Below are 16493 nucleotides of genomic sequence, written 5' to 3'. Positions count from 1 at the left end.
AAGTGTTTAAGAAAACATTCAATAAACAAGGGAGAGAATAATGATTACTAATGTAAAAACTAGACTAGCCATGTTGATTGTTCTTATGTGTGTTTTGTGTATTTCCTGTAACCAAAAAACAGATCAAGTATTGCATTTAGAAAAAAGTGCATTAAAGGAAATACAAAATATACCTAATAAACTCACTGAGAATTACAACTTTATGTTTAGATTTGAATTAGATGATAACGATGTAATTAAACTGAACGAGATTAAATATCCTTATTACAAGCTTAACGGCAACAAGACAAAAATTAAGGTACAACTTTTTTTGGAAAATGATATTACTGATACGAATGTAAGCATTATAGCTTTACAAGGAAATAAACGATTAAATGTAAGTGTTGATGGAGATACTTGGTATTCAGCAGCAGTATTACCAATACCAAACAAATCAAAGGGTGTATTAGAATTTTATGTTAATTGGGATAGAAATGGAGAAGAAGAACTGATTTTATTCCCTATAATAGATAAAATTGGAACTTACTACTCAGGGGTAAGTGCCGGAATTGTTCGGCTATTTATTGCACAAGATAAAGAATATAACTTTACAACCGCAGATATAATGAAACACAAAATAGTTGAAAACAAAAATACAAAATATGTGCCTGTATTAGAATGGTTGAACTCTAATAATTCAAAAATCAAAATCAATATGACTGAAGATGGAATGGCATATACTACCGATGATTATCAAAAGTTAGAAATAAGCGCAATTTCTTATGAAACAAAAATTGACCTAATGTACATTAATGATCAAGGAGAAACAGAATTATTAGCTGAAAACATAACTTTACAACCGAATACAAAGAAAATTATCGAATTCAAAAATGATAAGATTAAAAAGCTCTTAAAGAAAAACTCTAGGCATTTCGTTTTAGTGCTGAACAATAGAAATGAAGAAATGTTATCAGATTATTTAGCCGTTAATAGTAAATTTAAAAATGTATCGACCAACTTTCAGCAAGTGATAGAAATATATCCTACAATAACTCCTTGAATAGAATCGCACGTCAATGGAGAATCGATCAGAAAGAGAACAGGGATGTCTCCGAGATCGGATTCAAAATTAACAGATATCTTGGCTTTTCGACAGGTATCGTTTCTGTAAGAATTGAAGTCTGAGGAGATCCTTAGTCGGATATGCGCGAAGGTTTCGTATTAATCCTATAAACTTCAGTTCATGAAAACAACATTTCATGAGCTGAAGTTCATTTGAATTGAATGAAATTACCTGTGCACTTACAGATAGGACTTTGGGATCCCAAATAATTGTGAGGACAGGTAAAATCTATACCCTTGGTCTTATCTAATCCAGTATTAAACAACAAGAGTATATTTTCTTAAGTTGTTGCCATAAACCGGGCGTTAAAGTAAAGTTGCAATAATGTTGTAATGTTTTTGTCAACAGACAGCAGTTCGCTCCCCCTGAAAACATACTGTTCTCCACAAAAAACGCCGTTCGCCTCCTGAAGCTGCGATATTGCTAAAGCTTCCATTGCCAACAAAAAAGCTTTCCCCCGCAAGCGCCGCCTGCAAGAGAAAGCTTTGTCGAACATCCGTTTTGTTTTTTACGAGAACACGCGGTAGCCAAGCATGATGACGACTACCAGCACGACCAAACAGCCGATGAAAAAGCCAATGCTGCCTTCCTGTCTCTTCGCCCGGCCGAGCGACATTTCGATCAAGCCGAAGGCGATGATCGCGAGCAAGCCTTTCACGTAAAAATAAACTTCGCTGGCATGGACGGTGAACAGCATCCACGCGCCGGATACGAGAATGATGACCATCATGAGTCTGAGCAGCATATGTACGATTTTTCCGGCCTTTTCCTTGCCCGCGCGGTACAGGAAGTAGGCTACGATCAACAGCACAATCGCGACTTCCCAGCCACCTACGTGGGACTCGAGCAACGCTTTATACGGCACAGCATTCAACCCCTTTTTCCCTCATTTATACTTGTCCCAGCCATTATAACAGAAGTGTCGGTAAAAAGCAGATGCCCCGATGCGTGGCAGTATTGTGACACGGTTATATGCCGGGCTGACTGGAAACCGTCGCGCCGCTGGAACACGTGTAGTGTAGCCCCCACATAAACAAACCGCGTGCAAAAGAGGCCGCCACAGCGTGCAGCCTCTTTGCCTCTGCCTATCTTTATCTATCTTCGCCTCTCGTCACCGCAGCAGGAAGCCGTCTTTCAGCGGATCGCTCGGGTCCACGACAAACTGGTGCAAGCCGGTAATGAAAGCCCGGCCTGCGATGGACGGAATGACCGCCGGGTAGTCGCCAACCTGCGTCGTTTCCAGCACAGTGCCGACGAACTGGCTGCCGACGATCCCTTCGTGCACAAACCGTTCCCCGACCACGAGCTTCCCTCTGGCATAGAGCGTCGCTACCCGCGCCGCCGTACCTGTGCCGCACGGAGAGCGGTCGATCTGCTTGTCGGCGAAAACGGTCACGTTGCGCAGGTCGGAGCCTTCCACGCGCGGATCGTCGGAAATAATTACCCCGTATATGCCCGCCAGCTCAGGTTCAAGCGGATGAACGACCGCAAGCTGCGCCTCGATCTGCTCCTTGATCCGGCTGCCCCACTCTTGCAGCGCCGCCAGTTGCTCGATTTCGACCTGGACGCCGATGTCTTTTGCCTGCACGACCGCGTAAAAAGCGCCGCCAAAGGCGATATCGACGTGGAACGTACGCCCCTCCCACTCGATCGACACGTCCTTTGCGAAGACGAAGGACGGGACGTTTTCAAATGCGACTGACTTGACGCGCGTCCCTTCTGTCTGGGCGCGTGCGACGATCTGGCCTGCGGGGCTGTCGATCACGATGCGCTCCGCCGGGTCAGCCAGCCGCAGCAGCCCGGTCTCGATCGCCGCCGTCACCACCGCGATAATTCCGTGGCCGCACATCGTGCTGTAGCCTTCGTTGTGCATGAACAGCACGCCAAAGGCCGCATCCGGGCTGACCGGGGCCGTCATGACGCAGCCGTACATGCCGTGGTGGCCGCGCGGCTCGTACATCAGCACGCGGCGGATGTGATCCAGCTCCTCGCGAAAATAACGACGCTGCTCCAAAATCGTCTCGCCCTTGAGCGGCGGGATGCCGCCCGTGATGATCCGCAGCGGCTCCCCTCCGGTGTGGGCGTCGATGGTCGTAAACAACTGCTGGATGTTCATCGTCCTCCCCCCTTTGTCTGCTCGTTTTCGCTGTTTACCACGCGTATTTGATCGCGCACGTTTTCGTCGCGCTGTAGAAGTCGAGCGCCGCCTGCCCCTGCTCGCGCGTATGCGAACTGGACTGCTTCATCCCGCCAAACGGGGCCTGGTATTCCACGCCAGCCGTCTCCTGATTGACGCGAACCATGCCTGCCTGCGCCACGTCCAAAAAGCGGTGGGCACTCGCCAGATCGCGGGTGAACAGCGATGCGCTCAGCCCGTACACCGACTGGTTGCACAGCTCGATGGCCTCGTCAAAGCCATCTGCGGTCAAAAGCACGGCCAAAGGCCCGAACACTTCCTCCTGAACCAGCGGATGATCGGCGGCCACTCCCTCGACGATCTGCGGGCGAATGTAGTAGCCCCGCTCCGCCTCTGCATAGGCCGGGCTTTCTGCCACCAGCCTCGCTTCGGCTGCCGCGAGAGACACGTACCGCCCGACTGTCTCGTACTGGGCCGCGGAAGATACAGGTCCCAGGTAGGCGTCCAGATCGGAGGCATCCCCGACCTTGCAAAGCGAGATCGCAGCCTGCAAGCGCTCGACCAGCGGCTCGTAGATTGCTTTTTCTACAATGATCCGGCTCGTCGCCGTGCATTTTTGCCCGGCCGAGCGAAAGGCGCCGCTGAGCAGAATCGGCACGGTTTTGTCCAGATCGGCGTCGGCCAGCACGACCGCCGCATTTTTTCCGCCCATCTCGGTCTGGTATTTGATGTTGCGGCCCGCGCAGGCGATGGCGATCTGTCTGCCTGTCGCAGACGAGCCTGTGAAGCTGACAGCGTCCACCGCCGCTTCCTCCGTCAGAGCCGCCCCGATTTCCCTGCCTTTGCCGATCACCAGATTGAGCACCCCTGCTGGCAGCTTCGTCTCGGCAAAAATCTCCGCCAGCCGCGTCGCGGTCAAAGAGCCGTTTTCAGCCGGCTTCCAGATCACGGCGTTGCCGCAGATCAGCGCCGGAGCGATTTTCCAGAGCGGGATCGCGACGGGAAAATTCCATGGCGTAATGACAGCCACGACACCGAGCGGTACGCGGCGGCTGTACTGCAAAACATCCGTATCCGCAGACGGAATCAGGCTGCCATGAGCGCGCATGCCTTCCCCGGCGTAGTAGCGCAGCAGACTGATGCCGCGCGCCACCTCTCCGCGCATTTCGCCAAGCTGCTTGCCCATCTCCCGGCTGGCGAGTCGCGCCAGGCTGTCTGCGTGAGCCTCCAGGGCGCTAGCCATCTGATACAGCACTTCCCCGCGAAAAGCGCCTGTTTGCCGTGCCCACTTGCCTTGCGCCGCGCGGGCTGCGTCAGCCGCCGCGAACGCATGCGAGCGGTCGGACAAGTGCAAGACTCCCACTTCTTCTGCGAAACGCGACGGGTTTTTCACCGTCGCCTCTGCTCCTTTCGGCGTCATCCATTCGCCGCCGATCCAGTTTTTGCTATGCATGCCTGACCTGCCTCCTTATCGTCCGCTGGCTGCGCCGACTGCGTAGTCAAACGCCTTTTTGATGCCCGCATAGTAGTCGTCTGCGAGCGGGAGGCGCGGCGGACGAGTCGGTCCGACAGGGAATCCGGCCAGCTCCATCATGTACTTGATCGACTGAACGAGCTGCGGGCTCGCATCGTAGTGGAACAGCGGCAGCAGCCTGCGGTACAGCGTTTGCGCCTCCGCGAGCTTGCCTGCCCGCGCCAGGCGGAACAGCTCCACGCCTTCTTTTGGCAAGGCATTCGGCACGCCCGCGATCCAGCCTGTCGCCCCGATCAGCCCGCCTTCCATGACCAGATCGTCCACGCCGACCATCACTTCCAGGTCCGTCTGGGCGAGAATGTCCTGCATGCGGCGCACGTCCCCGGAAAACTCTTTGACGGCCACGATGTTTTCCAGCTTCGCGAGCCGGGCCAATATATCCGGGGTCAGGTCGATCTTGTAGTCGTGCGGGTTGTTGTAGGCGATGATCGGCAAGCCGACGGTGTTCAGCGCCTCGTAGTGGGCAAACACTTCGTTTTCCAGCGGCTTGTAGTTGATCGGCGGCAGCGCCATGACGCCCTCTGCTCCCGCATCTTTGGAAAATTGCACCCACTCCACCGCCTGGCGGGTCGAAGGCGCCGCCGAGCCGACTACGACCGGGACGCGGTTTTTTGCGGCGGCGATGACTGTATGGATGACTTTCGCCCGCTCTTCGCCTGTCATCGTGGCGTATTCGCCCAAGGAACCGGATGGCACGAGGCCGTTTACGCCTTCCTGGATCAACCAGTCGCACAACTCTGTCAGGCGCTTGTAATCTACCTCGTAATCGTGCGTAAATGGCGTGACGATCGCTACATATACCCCTTCAAATCTGCCCATCGTTCATTCTCCTCTCAACTCTCGGTTTCAATGGTCCGTGGCGGCCGGAATCAGCAAAAAGCCGTGTGCCAGCTCGTCTTCGGGATGGTAAAAAATCGTGTGCTTGCCCGTCAGCCAGGCGCTGCCCGCGATCCGCGTCACGACAGCTTGCAGGCCGCCTTCCTCGGCAGTCGCAAGTACAGTCCCGGTAAACAGCGAGCCGACAATGCTCTCGTGGACAAACGGCTCGCCTATGCCGATCTGCCCCTTGGCAAACAGCGTCGCCAGCTTGGCGGACGTGCCTGTGCCGCACGGCGAACGGTCGATTCCGCCCGGCGGCACGACGACTGTATTTTTCACATCCGCCCCTTGCGTGCTCGGGTTTGTGTAAAACTCCACATGGGTCAGCCCGCGGATAAACGGCTTCGCCGGATGGACGACTTCTACCGCCTGATTGATCGCTTTGCGGATGCGTACAGCCGTGTCGACAATCGTAGCGGCATTGGCTGGCACCAGCTCAAGCCCGAGCGCCCGCGCGTCCGTGATGGCGTAAAAATTTCCGCCGTAGGCGAGATCGCACGTAACCGGACCGATGCCCTCCACTGTGACGGTCACGTCCTGCTTGTACAGAAAAGCGGGGATGTTCGTAAACGAAACTTCTTTCGCCTTGCCCTGCTCGACCTCGATATCCACCTCGACCAACCCTGCCGGGGTATCGAGCTTGAGCCTCGTCAGCGGCTCGCTCACGGGGATCATCCCGGTCTCCACCAAGGCTGTGCACAGCCCGATCGTGTCGTGGCCGCACATCGGCAAATAGCCGCCGGTTTCGATGTAGATCACGCCTACGTCGGCCTCGGGATGGCACGGCTCCACCACGAGAGCGCCTGACATGACGTCATGGCCGCGCGGCTCGTACATCAGCAGGGTGCGAATCCAGTCGTATTCCTTTTGCATGTGCAGCATCTTCTCTGCCATCGTCTCCCCTTGGAGCTTCGGCAGGCCGCTGATGACGGTGCGGGTCGGGTTGCCCCCGGTGTGCGTGTCCACCGTCGTAAACACTCTCGCTGCTTTCATCGCTGCAGCACCTCTTTTCTCGTGAATCGGTCGTAGCGCAGCGGCTCGGTGGGGATAATCGTGTCCGTCTGCTCCTGAAGCAGCTCGGACATCAGCTTGCCCGTGACCGCCGCCAGGCTGATGCCGTCCCCTTCATGCCCCGCCGCAATGAAAAAGCCGGGAACTTCCTCGACGCGGGAGATGATCGGCAAATGGTCCTCTGTCCACGGACGCAAGCCGCAATAAGTGCGAATCATCGCAAAGTCGGCGATCTTCGGATAAAAGCGGAGCGCCCTTCTCGCCATGCACCGCACGACATTCAGATCAATGCGCGTGTCGAAGCCGACGAACTGGCGGCTGGAGCCGATCAAAAAGTTTTGGCTTTCCGTCGGTTCAAACACCAGCGCCACCCCGTACTTTTCCGTCTCGGCGTCGACCTGCCGCACCCCGCCGAACTTGGAAATCAAATAGCCAAACTCCATCACCTTGCGAAGCCCGACCGGAAGCTGGCGGGAGGCGACGAGCAGATGTCCTTTTCGCGGCACGATCGGAATATCGACGCCGACCATCTGCCCGATGACAGGCGCCCACACGCCCGCCGCATTTACCACCTGCCGCGCCGTCATGCTGCCTGTGCTCAGTTCAAGCTGAAACGCTCCCGTCGCCTCGTCGCGGCGAAGCGCTTTGACCTCGGTGCGCCGCATAATTTTGGCCCCGTGCTTTTTCGCCCCTTCAAACAGGGCAAAGGTCAGCATGTACGGATTAACCGTCGAGTCTGTGGCGCACTCCAATCCGCCGGGCAAATCGTCGGCGAAGTAGGGCGACTCCTGCCTGATGTCTGCGCGGTCGAGCATCCGAAACGGCAGGCCCGCTTCCTTTTGCCGCCGCACCCATTCGTTCGCCGCCTCCATCTCCGCCTCCGACTCGCACACGAGAATACTGCCCAACGCCCGGTATTCAAACGAATGCTCCAGCTCCCGGGTCAGTTGGGCGACGAGCATCTGGCTTTGCAGGGACATCTGGCTGTCAAAGCCGGGGTCCTTGTCAATCGCCAAAATGTTCCCGTCGCAGCGCGAGGACGTGCCTGACGCCAGCTCGCCTTTTTCGAGAACGACCACATCCAGTCCGGCCTTGGCCGTGTAGTAGGCAATCGCCGCGCCGATGATGCCGCCGCCGATTACCGCAATCTGCGCATGGGTTTGTCGTGTCATGGCTGATTCTCCTCAACAGCTTTTTGCTCAACAGCTTCTCATCAAATCGTTTCACCTGTTCCTTTTTGCAAATGCCGTGCCAAACCCGTATAGCGAAGATTCGCAAAATTTCTGTCTAAATTGTTTTACAACCTGATGAGCAACTGTATAATTACTGAGAATGTGTTTACATTTTTATACACTCCCTGCAAAGGACTGATCGGAATGAACCACAAGCTGCCAGCCTTGACAGAGCTGATGCAGACGAATATGCAGATTTGCCGCGAGCACAACCAAGCCTTTCGTTTTCGGCAAGCAGCAAAAGACATTCCCGTGTTTGCTCTGTTGCCTGCAGGCTGGCACGTCGCCTGTCCCGCGCACGCAAACGCGGATGATGCTGCCGGCTCACCCGGCGACAGCACGCCGCTCCATTGGGCAAAGACGGTCGTGGTCGCCTGCGACAGCACGCTCCCCCAAGCCATCCGCCTGCTCGACACATACAGCTACCTTCTCGTTGCCGATGCAGCGGGCGAGCCTGTCGGCTATCTTGAACGCGCTTCTGTCCTGCAAGCGGTTTTCACCGCTTACGAAGTGCTGGAGGCGTACTTCGATACGATGATCCAGACGATGGACGCCTCGATATCCGTCATCGACGAACAGGCGCGGGTCATGGTCTGGACCGAGGGGGCCGAGCGCATTTTTTCGTTGAAGGCAAAAGACATCCTCGGCCGCCCGATCACCGACTTTTTCCCGCGCGACATGCTGGAGACGCTCCGGTCGCTGCAAAACGGCCAGGCGCTGTACCGTCACCAGCACCAGCCGCGCGAGGACCTCGTCGTGCTCATCAACACCAAGCCGATCTACCTGCATGAGAAAATCATCGGCGCCGTCGCAGCCGAAACCGATATCACCAGCCAGGTTCGGCTGAACCAGGAGCTGTTGAACGCGAACAAAAAAGTGAACCATTTGCAGCAGGAAGTGGCCAAGCTCAGCTCCGCGCCCGATCCGTTCCGGCAAATCAAAGGCACGAGCCTCGCCATTCGCCAGATCAAAGCAATGATTCAAAAGCTCGGCGCCACCCAGGCGACCGTCCTGATTATCGGGGAAAGCGGCGTCGGCAAGGAGCTGTTCGCCAAGGCGGTGCACGACGTGCGGGAAGGCGCAAACGCCCCGTTTATCGCCATCAACTGCGGCGCGATCTCTCCCACTCTGTTTGAGAGCGAGCTGTTCGGCTACGAAAAAGGAGCCTTTTCCGGCGCCGATCAAAAAGGGAAAAAAGGAATGATCGAGCTGGCCCGGGGTGGGACGCTGTTTCTCGACGAAGTAGGCGAAATGCCGCTCGAGATGCAGGTGAAGCTGCTGCGCGTGCTGCAAGAGAAAAAGTATTATCCGGTCGGCGGCACGAAGCAGATCGAAGCCGATTTTCGCGTGGTCGCGGCCACGAACAAAAACCTGGAAGAAATGATCCGCGAAGGGAAGTTTCGCGAGGACTTGTATTATCGGCTCAACGTCGTCACTCTCGCCATCCCGCCTCTCCGCCACCGGATCGAGGACACGGTCGAGCTTGCCCATTTTTTCCTCTACGAGTTTTCCTTGCGCTACAATCGGCCCATCCACGCGATCTCGCAAAACGTCATGCAAAACCTTTTGCAATACGACTGGCCGGGCAACATTCGCGAGCTGCGCAACGCCATCGAACGGCTGGTCGTCTTCGCGACGGACGGGATCATCAAGGAAGAGGATTTGCCGTACTCGCTGCAAACGAAGGCCAAACAGTCGCCCGTCCAACTCCCGGACGATCTCTTCTCTTTGCAGGAGGAGCTGGAAGCCCACGAACGCCGCGTCATCCAGCGGGCCATCGAGCTGGAAAACGGCAACAAGCAGGCGGCAGCCAAACGGCTCGGCATCTCAAGGGCGACTTTGTATAACAAGTTGAATAAGCAGTCTTGAGCCTGGCTTGGATACAAAAGCAACGCGCAAGGGGAGCCAGGGGGCCTCTTTCACTCGATTACGCTCACGAAGCTGAACGCAGTCTGTATGCTGACTCTGCTGAAGCGGCACCAAGCAGGGAACAAGCACGTATCAACTGCCAAGCAGCTCGGCCTCTCCAGCCTCCTTATACACCAACGCTGTGCAAGCATGAAATATCCCGTCTCACCCTCGGACCGCGAAACGGGACGTTTTGGCTCGGCAGCAGCGCCGTCATGCCAGCCTCGCCTCTGTTCACTCGAAGCTGCTGTCCCCTAACGGCGGCGCCTGCTCGTGTTTTTCCGGAGAAAAAAGCTGCAAAAGCGCAGGCGCAGCTCCCGGCAGCTTCGCCCCTTTTTGGGCGGCAACACCTCAGACAAAATGCGAATCAATTCCACGGTTGATTCCTCCTTTGTCGTTGTGGCACAGCTTTGTCCGCAGCTTCGGGACGCGCCAGCGTCTGCGTGCGGCAGATCACAGGCGCGCGCTTGCTACCCGTACCCGTCGCCGCGACTGCATACGATTGCCGCTACTCGCAAAAAAAGCCCCCCGACCACGCTGCCTCCCTCTATCCGCAAAAAGCATCCATCACACCTGTGCGGCTACGACAATCTTCCCGATCTGCACGATCTCGCCCCGTTCGCCCGTTACTCGACAGACGTCCATTTCCAGTCGATGGCGCCCAAGCCGTCCTGGAAGACGCCTTTTACTTTGTCGTTTTTCACCCACGTATGCGTGTAAAAGTAAATCGGCACGATCGGCATTTCATCCATCATGATTTGCTCGGCTTCCCGCAAGATCGCCTTGCGCTTTTCCGGATCTTTCTCTGTCGCGGACTGGTTCAAAAGCTCCTTGAACTTCGGATTTTCCCAGCGCGTGTCGTTGTTTCCGCCGTCCTTTTCCTTGAACAGCTCCAGGAAGTTGATCGGGTCGTTGAAGTCGCCGGACCAGCCGAGACGTCCCACCTGGTAATTCCCTTCGTGCATCGTTTCCAGGTAAACTTTCCACTCCTGATTTTCCAGCTTCACTTCGACGCCGAGATATTTGCGCCACTGGTCCTGAATCGCCTCGGCAATTTTTTTATGTCCTTCCGACGTGTTGTACACGAGCGTAATCGGCGGCAGCTTGGAGAGGCCGAGCTCTTTCATGCCTTCTTCCAGCAGCTTTTTGGCGGCTTCCTGATCGTTGTCCTTGAAGTAACCATCCGGGTTCAATGCCATCGTGGGAGGAACAGCGCCCATGGCAGGCTGCTGATTGGCTTGGAGAACGTTGTCAATCAGCGTTTGGCGGTTGATCGAGTAGGCAAAAGCTTTGCGGATTTTTACATTGTTAAACGGGGGTTTTTCTGTGTTGAACTTGTACCAGTAGGTCGCACCGACTGGCTTTACTTGCAGTTTCCCGCTGTCTTTCAAAACAGGCATGGCATCAATCGGCAGCGAACTGAGCGGCGCACCAGCCCAGTCGATCTCGCCATTTTCAAACATCGACAGCTCTGTATTTTCGTCCTCTACCATGGAAAATTCGATTTTGTCCAGCTTGACGCTGTCTTTGTCCCAGTAGTGGTCGTTTTTGACCAATACCATCTTGTTCTTGTGCTCCCAGCTCTCCATTTTGAACGGACCGTTTCCGATATGCGTCTTGGCGTCGCCAGCCCAGTTGTCCGCTGACTCGACCACTTTTTTATTTACCGGGAAATAAGTCTGGAAAGCTGTCAGCTCCAAAAAGAACGGAGTCGGATTGGCCAGCTCTACTTGCAAAGTTTTGTCGTCAAGCGCTTTGACTCCGACTTCGTCCAGGCTGCCGTTTCCTTTGTTCGCTTTCTCGGCGTTTTTGATGTAGTAGAGCTGGTAGGCGTAGTTGGAAGCGGTCTTAGGGTCCAGGGCACGCTTCCAGGCGTATTCAAAATCGTGGGCGGTGACCGGATCGCCGTTGCTCCAGTGCGAGTCGCGCAGCTTGAAGGTGTACGTTTTCAGATCGGGAGACACCTCGATTTTTTCCGCAACTGCCTCCTCCGGCTTCCCGGAAGGCCCAATCCGTGTCAGCCCGTCAAAAAGAGCCTTCACGATTGCCGCAGAAGTCGTGTCCTCCGCCAGTCCCGGATCGCCTGTCGGCGGCTCAGAGTGCAGGTTCCAGCGCAACACTTGTGACCCTGAAGATTTTTCCGCTGGGGCTGGCTGAGCGTTTCCTTGTGCTTGTCCAGAAGCCGCTGGCTCGCTCGTTGTCTGTGCTGCCTGCTGTCCCCCTCCACATCCTGCCAGCGCCGTCCCTAGTACCGCGATACTGCTGATTAATGCGAACATACTTTTTTTCACGCGATCAACCCCTTGTCTCGAAAATGATTAACATTTCACAAAATACTGAATTTGCAAAATGTGTGCCAACAGGAAAAAGCGGAAAACTTCGACACGCGCCAACTGACTGTACATATTTTTATACACCTGATAAAAAGACTGTTTCAGCTATTAGACACACACGCTGGAACTGGCAGCGTTCGCGCATACAAAAAGACCCTCGACTTTTTGCCGCAGTCAAGGGTCCTGGTTCTTTTCTACAAAATGATGAGTTCGCGCGGCGAATGGGTCAGCACATCGTTGCCTGTTTCGGTCACAACGAGATCGTCCTCGATGCGGACGCCGCCCAGCCCCGGGATGTAAATGCCCGGCTCGACGGTCAGGACCATGCCTGGTGCGAGAATTGCCTCGCAGCGTACAGACATGAATGGCTCCTCATGAATGTCCAGTCCGACGCCATGCCCCATCCCGTGGCCGAAACGCTCGCCATATCCGTGCTGCGCAATATAGTCCCGGGCGAGGGCGTCTGCTGCTTTTCCCGAGATTCCGGGGCGAATGCCCGCCACTGCGCGGTTGCGCGCCTCCAGGACGATGGCGTAAATTTCTTTGAGCTGTTCATTCGGCTCTCCGACCGCCACTGTACGGGTAATGTCCGAACGATACCCTTGATACAGCGCGCCGAAATCCATCGTTACCATGTCGCCAGCTTCGATCTTTTTGTCGCTTGCTACCCCGTGAGGCAGAGCGGAACGATGACCGGAGGCGATAATGATGTCAAAAGCAGAGCCTGTCGCTCCTTCCTTGCGCATGAACATTTCCAGCTCATTAGACACATCGAGCTCGGTGATGCCTGGACGCAAAACAGTTAAAATATGTGCGAAAGCGGCGTCCGCAATCTGCGCCGCCGTCTTGATTTTTCCCAGCTCGTCCGGGGTCTTTCTCATGCGAATGCCCTCGATCACCCCCGCGGTAGGCAGCAGGCGTGCCTTGACGACGTCGGCGTATTTGCGGTGCAGGGCAAACGTCATGTTCTCCTCTTCAAAGCCCAATGTGTGGATGCCCAGCTCCTGGGCCTGGCGGGCGATTTCTCCGTAAACAGCGTCTTTCGTCGGCAAAAACACGATCTCGAAGTCCGTTGCCTGGGCTTTTGCCTGCTCGGTATAGCGAAAATCCGTAAACAGCTTGGCCTCATCCCGGGAAATGAGTACGACGCCGTACGTTCCGGTAAAGTTGGTCAAATAGCGGCGATTTTGCCCGTTTGTTATGAGTATTCCGTCTATTCCCCATGCATCGAATTGTGCGCGCAGTCGCGTCAATTTGTCCATTCTGGTCATCCCTTTCAGCCTCTGTGTCATTTTCGTTCTTTTATGCAAGCAATCCTCGTGCCAAGCGCGCAGGCCACCCTCTGTTTGCTTCTGTGCCTCGTCTTTATTTTAGCATTCTGCGGGCAAATATGGCACGACACTTGCATTTTGCTAACCGTACCAACGAAAAGGAGGCTTTCAGCATGGACACACAGCAGTTGATCGTTTGCCGCTGCGAGGAAGTATCTCTGGAAGAACTGCTCACGACTGCCCGTGAGTACCAATGCACGGCGCGCGAGTTGAAATTGCGGACCAGAGCCGGCATGGGCTGCTGCGGCGGAAGAACGTGCCGGATTCTCGTCGACCAAATTGTCGCGCAAGCCACAGGCCAAGTGCCTACTCATACAATCCCGCTTGGCTACCAGCCGCCTGTGCGGCCGATCTCGTTTCAAGCGCTTGGAGGGAGAAGCTCATGAGCCAGCGCATCCTCCATCACCCTGTGCTTGGTTCCTTGGAAGAGAGGCATTCCGTCCAGTTTGAATTTAACGGTTCTGTCTACACGGCTTACGAAGGGGAAACGATTGCCGGAGCGCTTTTGGCCGCTGGCGTGCGCACGCTTCGAGTGCATGAAGAAACGGGCAGCCCGCGCGGAATTTACTGCAACATCGGCCACTGCTACGAATGTCGCGTGCACGTGGACGGAGTTCCCACGGTGCGGGCGTGCATGACGCTCGTGCAGGAAGGCATGCGGGTGACAGCAGGTTCCGTTTTGCCGACCCCGTTGAAAAAAGGAGGGCATGCGAATTGATCGACGCTCTCATCATCGGCGCAGGTCCCGCTGGCTTGGCCGCTGCAATCGCCAGCGCCCGGCAAGGACTTTCTGTTCGAGTCGTAGACGAATTTTATCGGCCTGGCGGCAGGCTGCTGGGACAGTTGCACGAGGAACCGGACGGAGTGTGGTGGAACGGGCTGGCCGAAGCCGCACGTCTCGATCAGGAGGCAAAAGAGCTTGGCGTCCAAATGTGCTGTGGGGTCTCCGTCTACGACATTGCCCGCTGTGAAGATCGCTGGCGTATTTCTACGACAGAAGGCGAATGGGAAGCTCCCCTGCTTCTGATCGCTACCGGGGCGTCAGAGACTGCCGTTCCCGTCCCCGGCTGGACGCTGCCCGGCGTGATGTCGATCGGAGCGGCCCAGGTGATGACGAACGTGCAGCGCGTTCGCGTAGGCAAAAAAGGCATCGTGATCGGCGTCAACATTTTGTCCGTCGCCATCGCGCGAGAGCTGCAGCTCGCTGGCGTACACGTCGAGCAAATGATTCTGCCTCTCCAGTCTGCTGTAAGCGGCAATGCCGGTCACCCGCACGAAATCATGCGGTCTTTGCTGCGCGTTGCCCATCTCGCCCCCTCGCCGTTGATTCGCTGGGGCAGCAAGCTGATGGGCAGCGCGTGGATGCAGCGGCTGGCCGTTTCGCTCTATCCTGCACAGGGCGTGCCCATGTGGGATATACCGATTCATCTGCGGACGGCTGCCTTGGAGATCGTGGGCACCTCACAGGTCGAAGGGGTCCGGGCTGCGCGCATCTCGCCAGACGGCACGCCCGTTCCTGGCAGCGAGCGATTCCTTTCTGCCGATTTCGTCTGCATCGCAGGCGGGTTAAGCCCGCTGGCGGAGCTGGCCGCGATTGCCGGGTGCCCGTTCGCTTACATCCCGGCATTGGGCGGGCACGTTCCGTTGCACAACGAATGCATGCAATCGCCTTTGCCCGGACTGTACGTCGCAGGCAATATTACCGGAATCGAGAGCGCCAAAGTCGCCATGAGCCAGGGAACCGTCGCAGGCCTGGCGATGGCGAAAGCGGCCGGGCTGCTCGCCGACGATTCTTTGCTCACGCAGGCGCTCCACCATGTCAACCATGTGCGCAAAAACGCCACGATCCAGTTCCACCCGGATATTGCGGCTGGACGCGCGCAGGTCGGGAAAATGGCCGCTGCGTGGGCTGGGCGGTAAGGGTTTTGGCATCATGCCTCGGTGCCGAAACGAAAAGAGCAGCCCATTCGCTTACCGTTGCGGATGGGTCTGCTCTTTTTTGCTGCTCATTGTGCTGCAGCAGGGTTGGACTGGCCCATTTCCCCATCGGAAGGGGAAATGGTGTCTTCTGCCATGCTTATGTAATGGTCGACAAGCTCTGGATAAGCTGCCAGCTCCTTCTCTCCTGTAGGGGTGAGAGCGTACACGCCTCGCTTGATCCGCGTGAACCAGCCGTAATAATTTTTGCTGAGGATGGATGACGCTTTGTCTGTCGCTCCTTTTTCTTTCAACGCCTTGGGCGCGAGTGGGCCATAGTGCTGAAGCAGTGCGGCGATCTGAATGCAGCCTTGTTTGTACGCCGTCATGATCTTTGTCTGGTTGCTGCCCCCCACATTGTAATCGCCGTATCTCCCCCGCATCTCCTGAATAATGCGTGCCCGTTTTCTTTTGTTGAACTGCTTGCTTCTTTCCCGATCAAACGGCGCAGGAGCAATGCTCAGCTCCATGACAGCGCCTTTTTTGGGAAAAGAGACGAGGATCAAGCCAAGCTCCAGTCTTCTGATGAGATAAACGACGTCTTGCCACTTTTTCGAAAACAATTTGTATTTAGGCTTCGGAATGGCGACGTACACATGGTCGGTAAAGCGCTGCCGCTTGGCGGCCTGGATGAGCAGCTCTACACTCAAGTTGCGCTTGAACTCGACGATAATCAGCTCGTCTTCCTTGATCGCTGTCAAATCGCAATGATTGACCTCTCCAAAGACCTCATAACCCTGCCCGACAAAATAGTCGCGAATGGGCGCGTACATGTCTGCTTCATATCGTTTGACCGGCTTTTGCTTCATGGGCTTCTCCTTTTTCGCGACTGTTTTGTTCTTCATCTAGCATAGCTATAAATCCAGACGAGTTTGGGCGGCTATATGCAAAAAAAGCCACGCAATAGTATCTGCACGGCTTTTTACGCAATTATTTCGTTCATTCCCTGAAAACTGGATCTGCATGCTTGCTAAGAGATGTGTGGATAAGTCCTCGACCGATTAGTATTCGTCAGCTCCACGCGTTGCCGCGCTTCCACACCGAACCTA

At 55.5% G+C, this 16493-nt stretch carries 15 protein-coding genes and 1 rRNA gene (1 of these 16 cut by a window edge); 6 read left to right on the top strand and 10 right to left on the bottom strand.

Annotated features, from left to right (window positions below; all coding sequences use genetic code 11):
- Nucleotides 1–40: 40 nt before the first annotated feature.
- Entirely contained in the window at nt 41–1039 is a 999-nt protein-coding gene (locus tag BA6348_RS08735; protein ID WP_122953362.1) for a hypothetical protein, read from the top strand.
- A 571-nt stretch (nt 1040–1610) separates the two neighbouring features.
- Here BA6348_RS08735 and BA6348_RS08725 read toward each other — a convergent pair.
- The 6 genes from BA6348_RS08725 to BA6348_RS08700 all read right to left on the bottom strand — a co-directional run bounded on the left by BA6348_RS08725 (nt 1611) and on the right by BA6348_RS08700 (nt 7835).
- Nucleotides 1611–1976: a YisL family protein gene (locus BA6348_RS08725; RefSeq protein WP_005834642.1), complete on the bottom strand. Its 366-nt coding sequence runs from the start codon at nt 1974–1976 to the stop codon at nt 1611–1613.
- 237 nt (nt 1977–2213) lie between these two features.
- The gene (locus tag BA6348_RS08720; RefSeq protein WP_025844065.1) at nt 2214–3218 is read right to left on the bottom strand and encodes a proline racemase family protein; all 1005 of its coding nucleotides are present in this window, start codon (nt 3216–3218) and stop codon (nt 2214–2216) included.
- 34 nt (nt 3219–3252) lie between these two features.
- Nucleotides 3253–4692: an aldehyde dehydrogenase family protein gene (locus tag BA6348_RS08715; RefSeq protein WP_005834646.1), complete on the bottom strand. Its 1440-nt coding sequence runs from the start codon at nt 4690–4692 to the stop codon at nt 3253–3255.
- A gap of 15 nt (nt 4693–4707) precedes the next feature.
- The gene (locus tag BA6348_RS08710) at nt 4708–5592 is read right to left on the bottom strand and encodes a dihydrodipicolinate synthase family protein (RefSeq protein WP_122953361.1); all 885 of its coding nucleotides are present in this window, start codon (nt 5590–5592) and stop codon (nt 4708–4710) included.
- A 27-nt stretch (nt 5593–5619) separates the two neighbouring features.
- Nucleotides 5620–6645 carry a proline racemase family protein gene (locus tag BA6348_RS08705; RefSeq protein ID WP_122953360.1) on the bottom strand — a complete coding sequence of 342 codons (1026 nt, stop codon included), beginning with the start codon at nt 6643–6645 and terminating at the stop codon, nt 5620–5622.
- Nucleotides 6642–7835: an NAD(P)/FAD-dependent oxidoreductase gene (locus BA6348_RS08700; RefSeq protein ID WP_122953359.1), complete on the bottom strand. Its 1194-nt coding sequence runs from the start codon at nt 7833–7835 to the stop codon at nt 6642–6644. The genes BA6348_RS08705 and BA6348_RS08700 overlap by 4 nt, the downstream gene beginning before the upstream one ends.
- 204 nt (nt 7836–8039) lie before the next feature.
- Between BA6348_RS08700 and BA6348_RS08695 the strand changes: the two genes are divergently transcribed.
- Both BA6348_RS08695 and BA6348_RS08690 read left to right on the top strand, forming a co-directional pair.
- The gene (locus tag BA6348_RS08695) at nt 8040–9764 is read left to right on the top strand and encodes a sigma-54 interaction domain-containing protein (RefSeq protein ID WP_007787518.1); all 1725 of its coding nucleotides are present in this window, start codon (nt 8040–8042) and stop codon (nt 9762–9764) included.
- 312 nt (nt 9765–10076) lie between these two features.
- The gene (locus tag BA6348_RS08690; RefSeq protein WP_129552182.1) at nt 10077–10523 is read left to right on the top strand and encodes a hypothetical protein; all 447 of its coding nucleotides are present in this window, start codon (nt 10077–10079) and stop codon (nt 10521–10523) included.
- Here BA6348_RS08690 and BA6348_RS08685 read toward each other — a convergent pair.
- Entirely contained in the window at nt 10430–12094 is a 1665-nt protein-coding gene (locus tag BA6348_RS08685) for a peptide ABC transporter substrate-binding protein (protein WP_035317655.1), read from the bottom strand. The genes BA6348_RS08690 and BA6348_RS08685 overlap by 94 nt on opposite strands.
- Before the next feature lie 236 nt (nt 12095–12330).
- Nucleotides 12331–13398 (bottom strand): M24 family metallopeptidase, encoded by a 1068-nt coding sequence (locus BA6348_RS08680; RefSeq protein WP_005834660.1) that lies wholly within the window; start codon nt 13396–13398, stop codon nt 12331–12333.
- Nucleotides 13399–13580: 182 nt separating this feature from the next.
- Between BA6348_RS08680 and BA6348_RS08675 the strand changes: the two genes are divergently transcribed.
- Genes BA6348_RS08675 through BA6348_RS08665 form a run of 3 tightly spaced genes read left to right on the top strand, consistent with a single transcriptional unit; the run spans nt 13581 to nt 15387 of the window.
- Entirely contained in the window at nt 13581–13853 is a 273-nt protein-coding gene (locus BA6348_RS08675; protein ID WP_005834662.1) for a (2Fe-2S)-binding protein, read from the top strand.
- Nucleotides 13850–14185, top strand: coding sequence for a (2Fe-2S)-binding protein (locus BA6348_RS08670; protein WP_005834664.1), 336 nt, complete (start codon nt 13850–13852; stop codon nt 14183–14185). Before BA6348_RS08675 ends, BA6348_RS08670 begins: the two co-directional genes overlap by 4 nt.
- Nucleotides 14182–15387 carry an NAD(P)/FAD-dependent oxidoreductase gene (locus BA6348_RS08665; protein WP_122953358.1) on the top strand — a complete coding sequence of 402 codons (1206 nt, stop codon included), beginning with the start codon at nt 14182–14184 and terminating at the stop codon, nt 15385–15387. Before BA6348_RS08670 ends, BA6348_RS08665 begins: the two co-directional genes overlap by 4 nt.
- 86 nt (nt 15388–15473) lie before the next feature.
- Here the strand turns inward: BA6348_RS08665 and BA6348_RS08660 are convergent, their stop codons facing one another.
- Both BA6348_RS08660 and BA6348_RS08655 read right to left on the bottom strand, forming a co-directional pair.
- Nucleotides 15474–16253 carry a DUF2161 domain-containing phosphodiesterase gene (locus tag BA6348_RS08660; protein WP_007787529.1) on the bottom strand — a complete coding sequence of 260 codons (780 nt, stop codon included), beginning with the start codon at nt 16251–16253 and terminating at the stop codon, nt 15474–15476.
- Nucleotides 16254–16425: 172 nt separating this feature from the next.
- Nucleotides 16426–16493 (bottom strand): 23S ribosomal RNA (locus BA6348_RS08655) (it continues 2950 nt past the right edge of the window).

This window comes from Brevibacillus agri (assembly GCF_004117055.1).
In the GTDB taxonomy this organism is placed as follows: domain Bacteria; phylum Bacillota; class Bacilli; order Brevibacillales; family Brevibacillaceae; genus Brevibacillus; species Brevibacillus agri.
The sequence above is the reverse complement of the archived record's forward strand: the minus strand, read 5'-3'. Positions and strand labels throughout refer to the sequence as shown.

Excerpts from the sequence above, each read along its gene's own strand:
- BA6348_RS08735 (WP_122953362.1), top strand. The coding sequence starts at position 41 with ATGATTACTAATGTAAAAACTAGACTAGCCATGTTGATTGTTCTTATG.
- BA6348_RS08720 (WP_025844065.1), bottom strand. The coding sequence starts at position 3,218 with ATGAACATCCAGCAGTTGTTTACGACCATCGACGCCCACACCGGAGGG.
- BA6348_RS08715 (WP_005834646.1), bottom strand. The coding sequence starts at position 4,692 with ATGCATAGCAAAAACTGGATCGGCGGCGAATGGATGACGCCGAAAGGA.
- BA6348_RS08710 (WP_122953361.1), bottom strand. The coding sequence starts at position 5,592 with ATGGGCAGATTTGAAGGGGTATATGTAGCGATCGTCACGCCATTTACG.
- BA6348_RS08705 (WP_122953360.1), bottom strand. The coding sequence starts at position 6,645 with ATGAAAGCAGCGAGAGTGTTTACGACGGTGGACACGCACACCGGGGGC.
- BA6348_RS08700 (WP_122953359.1), bottom strand. The coding sequence starts at position 7,835 with ATGACACGACAAACCCATGCGCAGATTGCGGTAATCGGCGGCGGCATC.
- BA6348_RS08695 (WP_007787518.1), top strand. The coding sequence starts at position 8,040 with ATGAACCACAAGCTGCCAGCCTTGACAGAGCTGATGCAGACGAATATG.
- BA6348_RS08680 (WP_005834660.1), bottom strand. The coding sequence starts at position 13,398 with ATGGACAAATTGACGCGACTGCGCGCACAATTCGATGCATGGGGAATA.
- BA6348_RS08675 (WP_005834662.1), top strand. The coding sequence starts at position 13,581 with ATGGACACACAGCAGTTGATCGTTTGCCGCTGCGAGGAAGTATCTCTG.
- BA6348_RS08670 (WP_005834664.1), top strand. The coding sequence starts at position 13,850 with ATGAGCCAGCGCATCCTCCATCACCCTGTGCTTGGTTCCTTGGAAGAG.
- BA6348_RS08660 (WP_007787529.1), bottom strand. The coding sequence starts at position 16,253 with ATGAAGCAAAAGCCGGTCAAACGATATGAAGCAGACATGTACGCGCCC.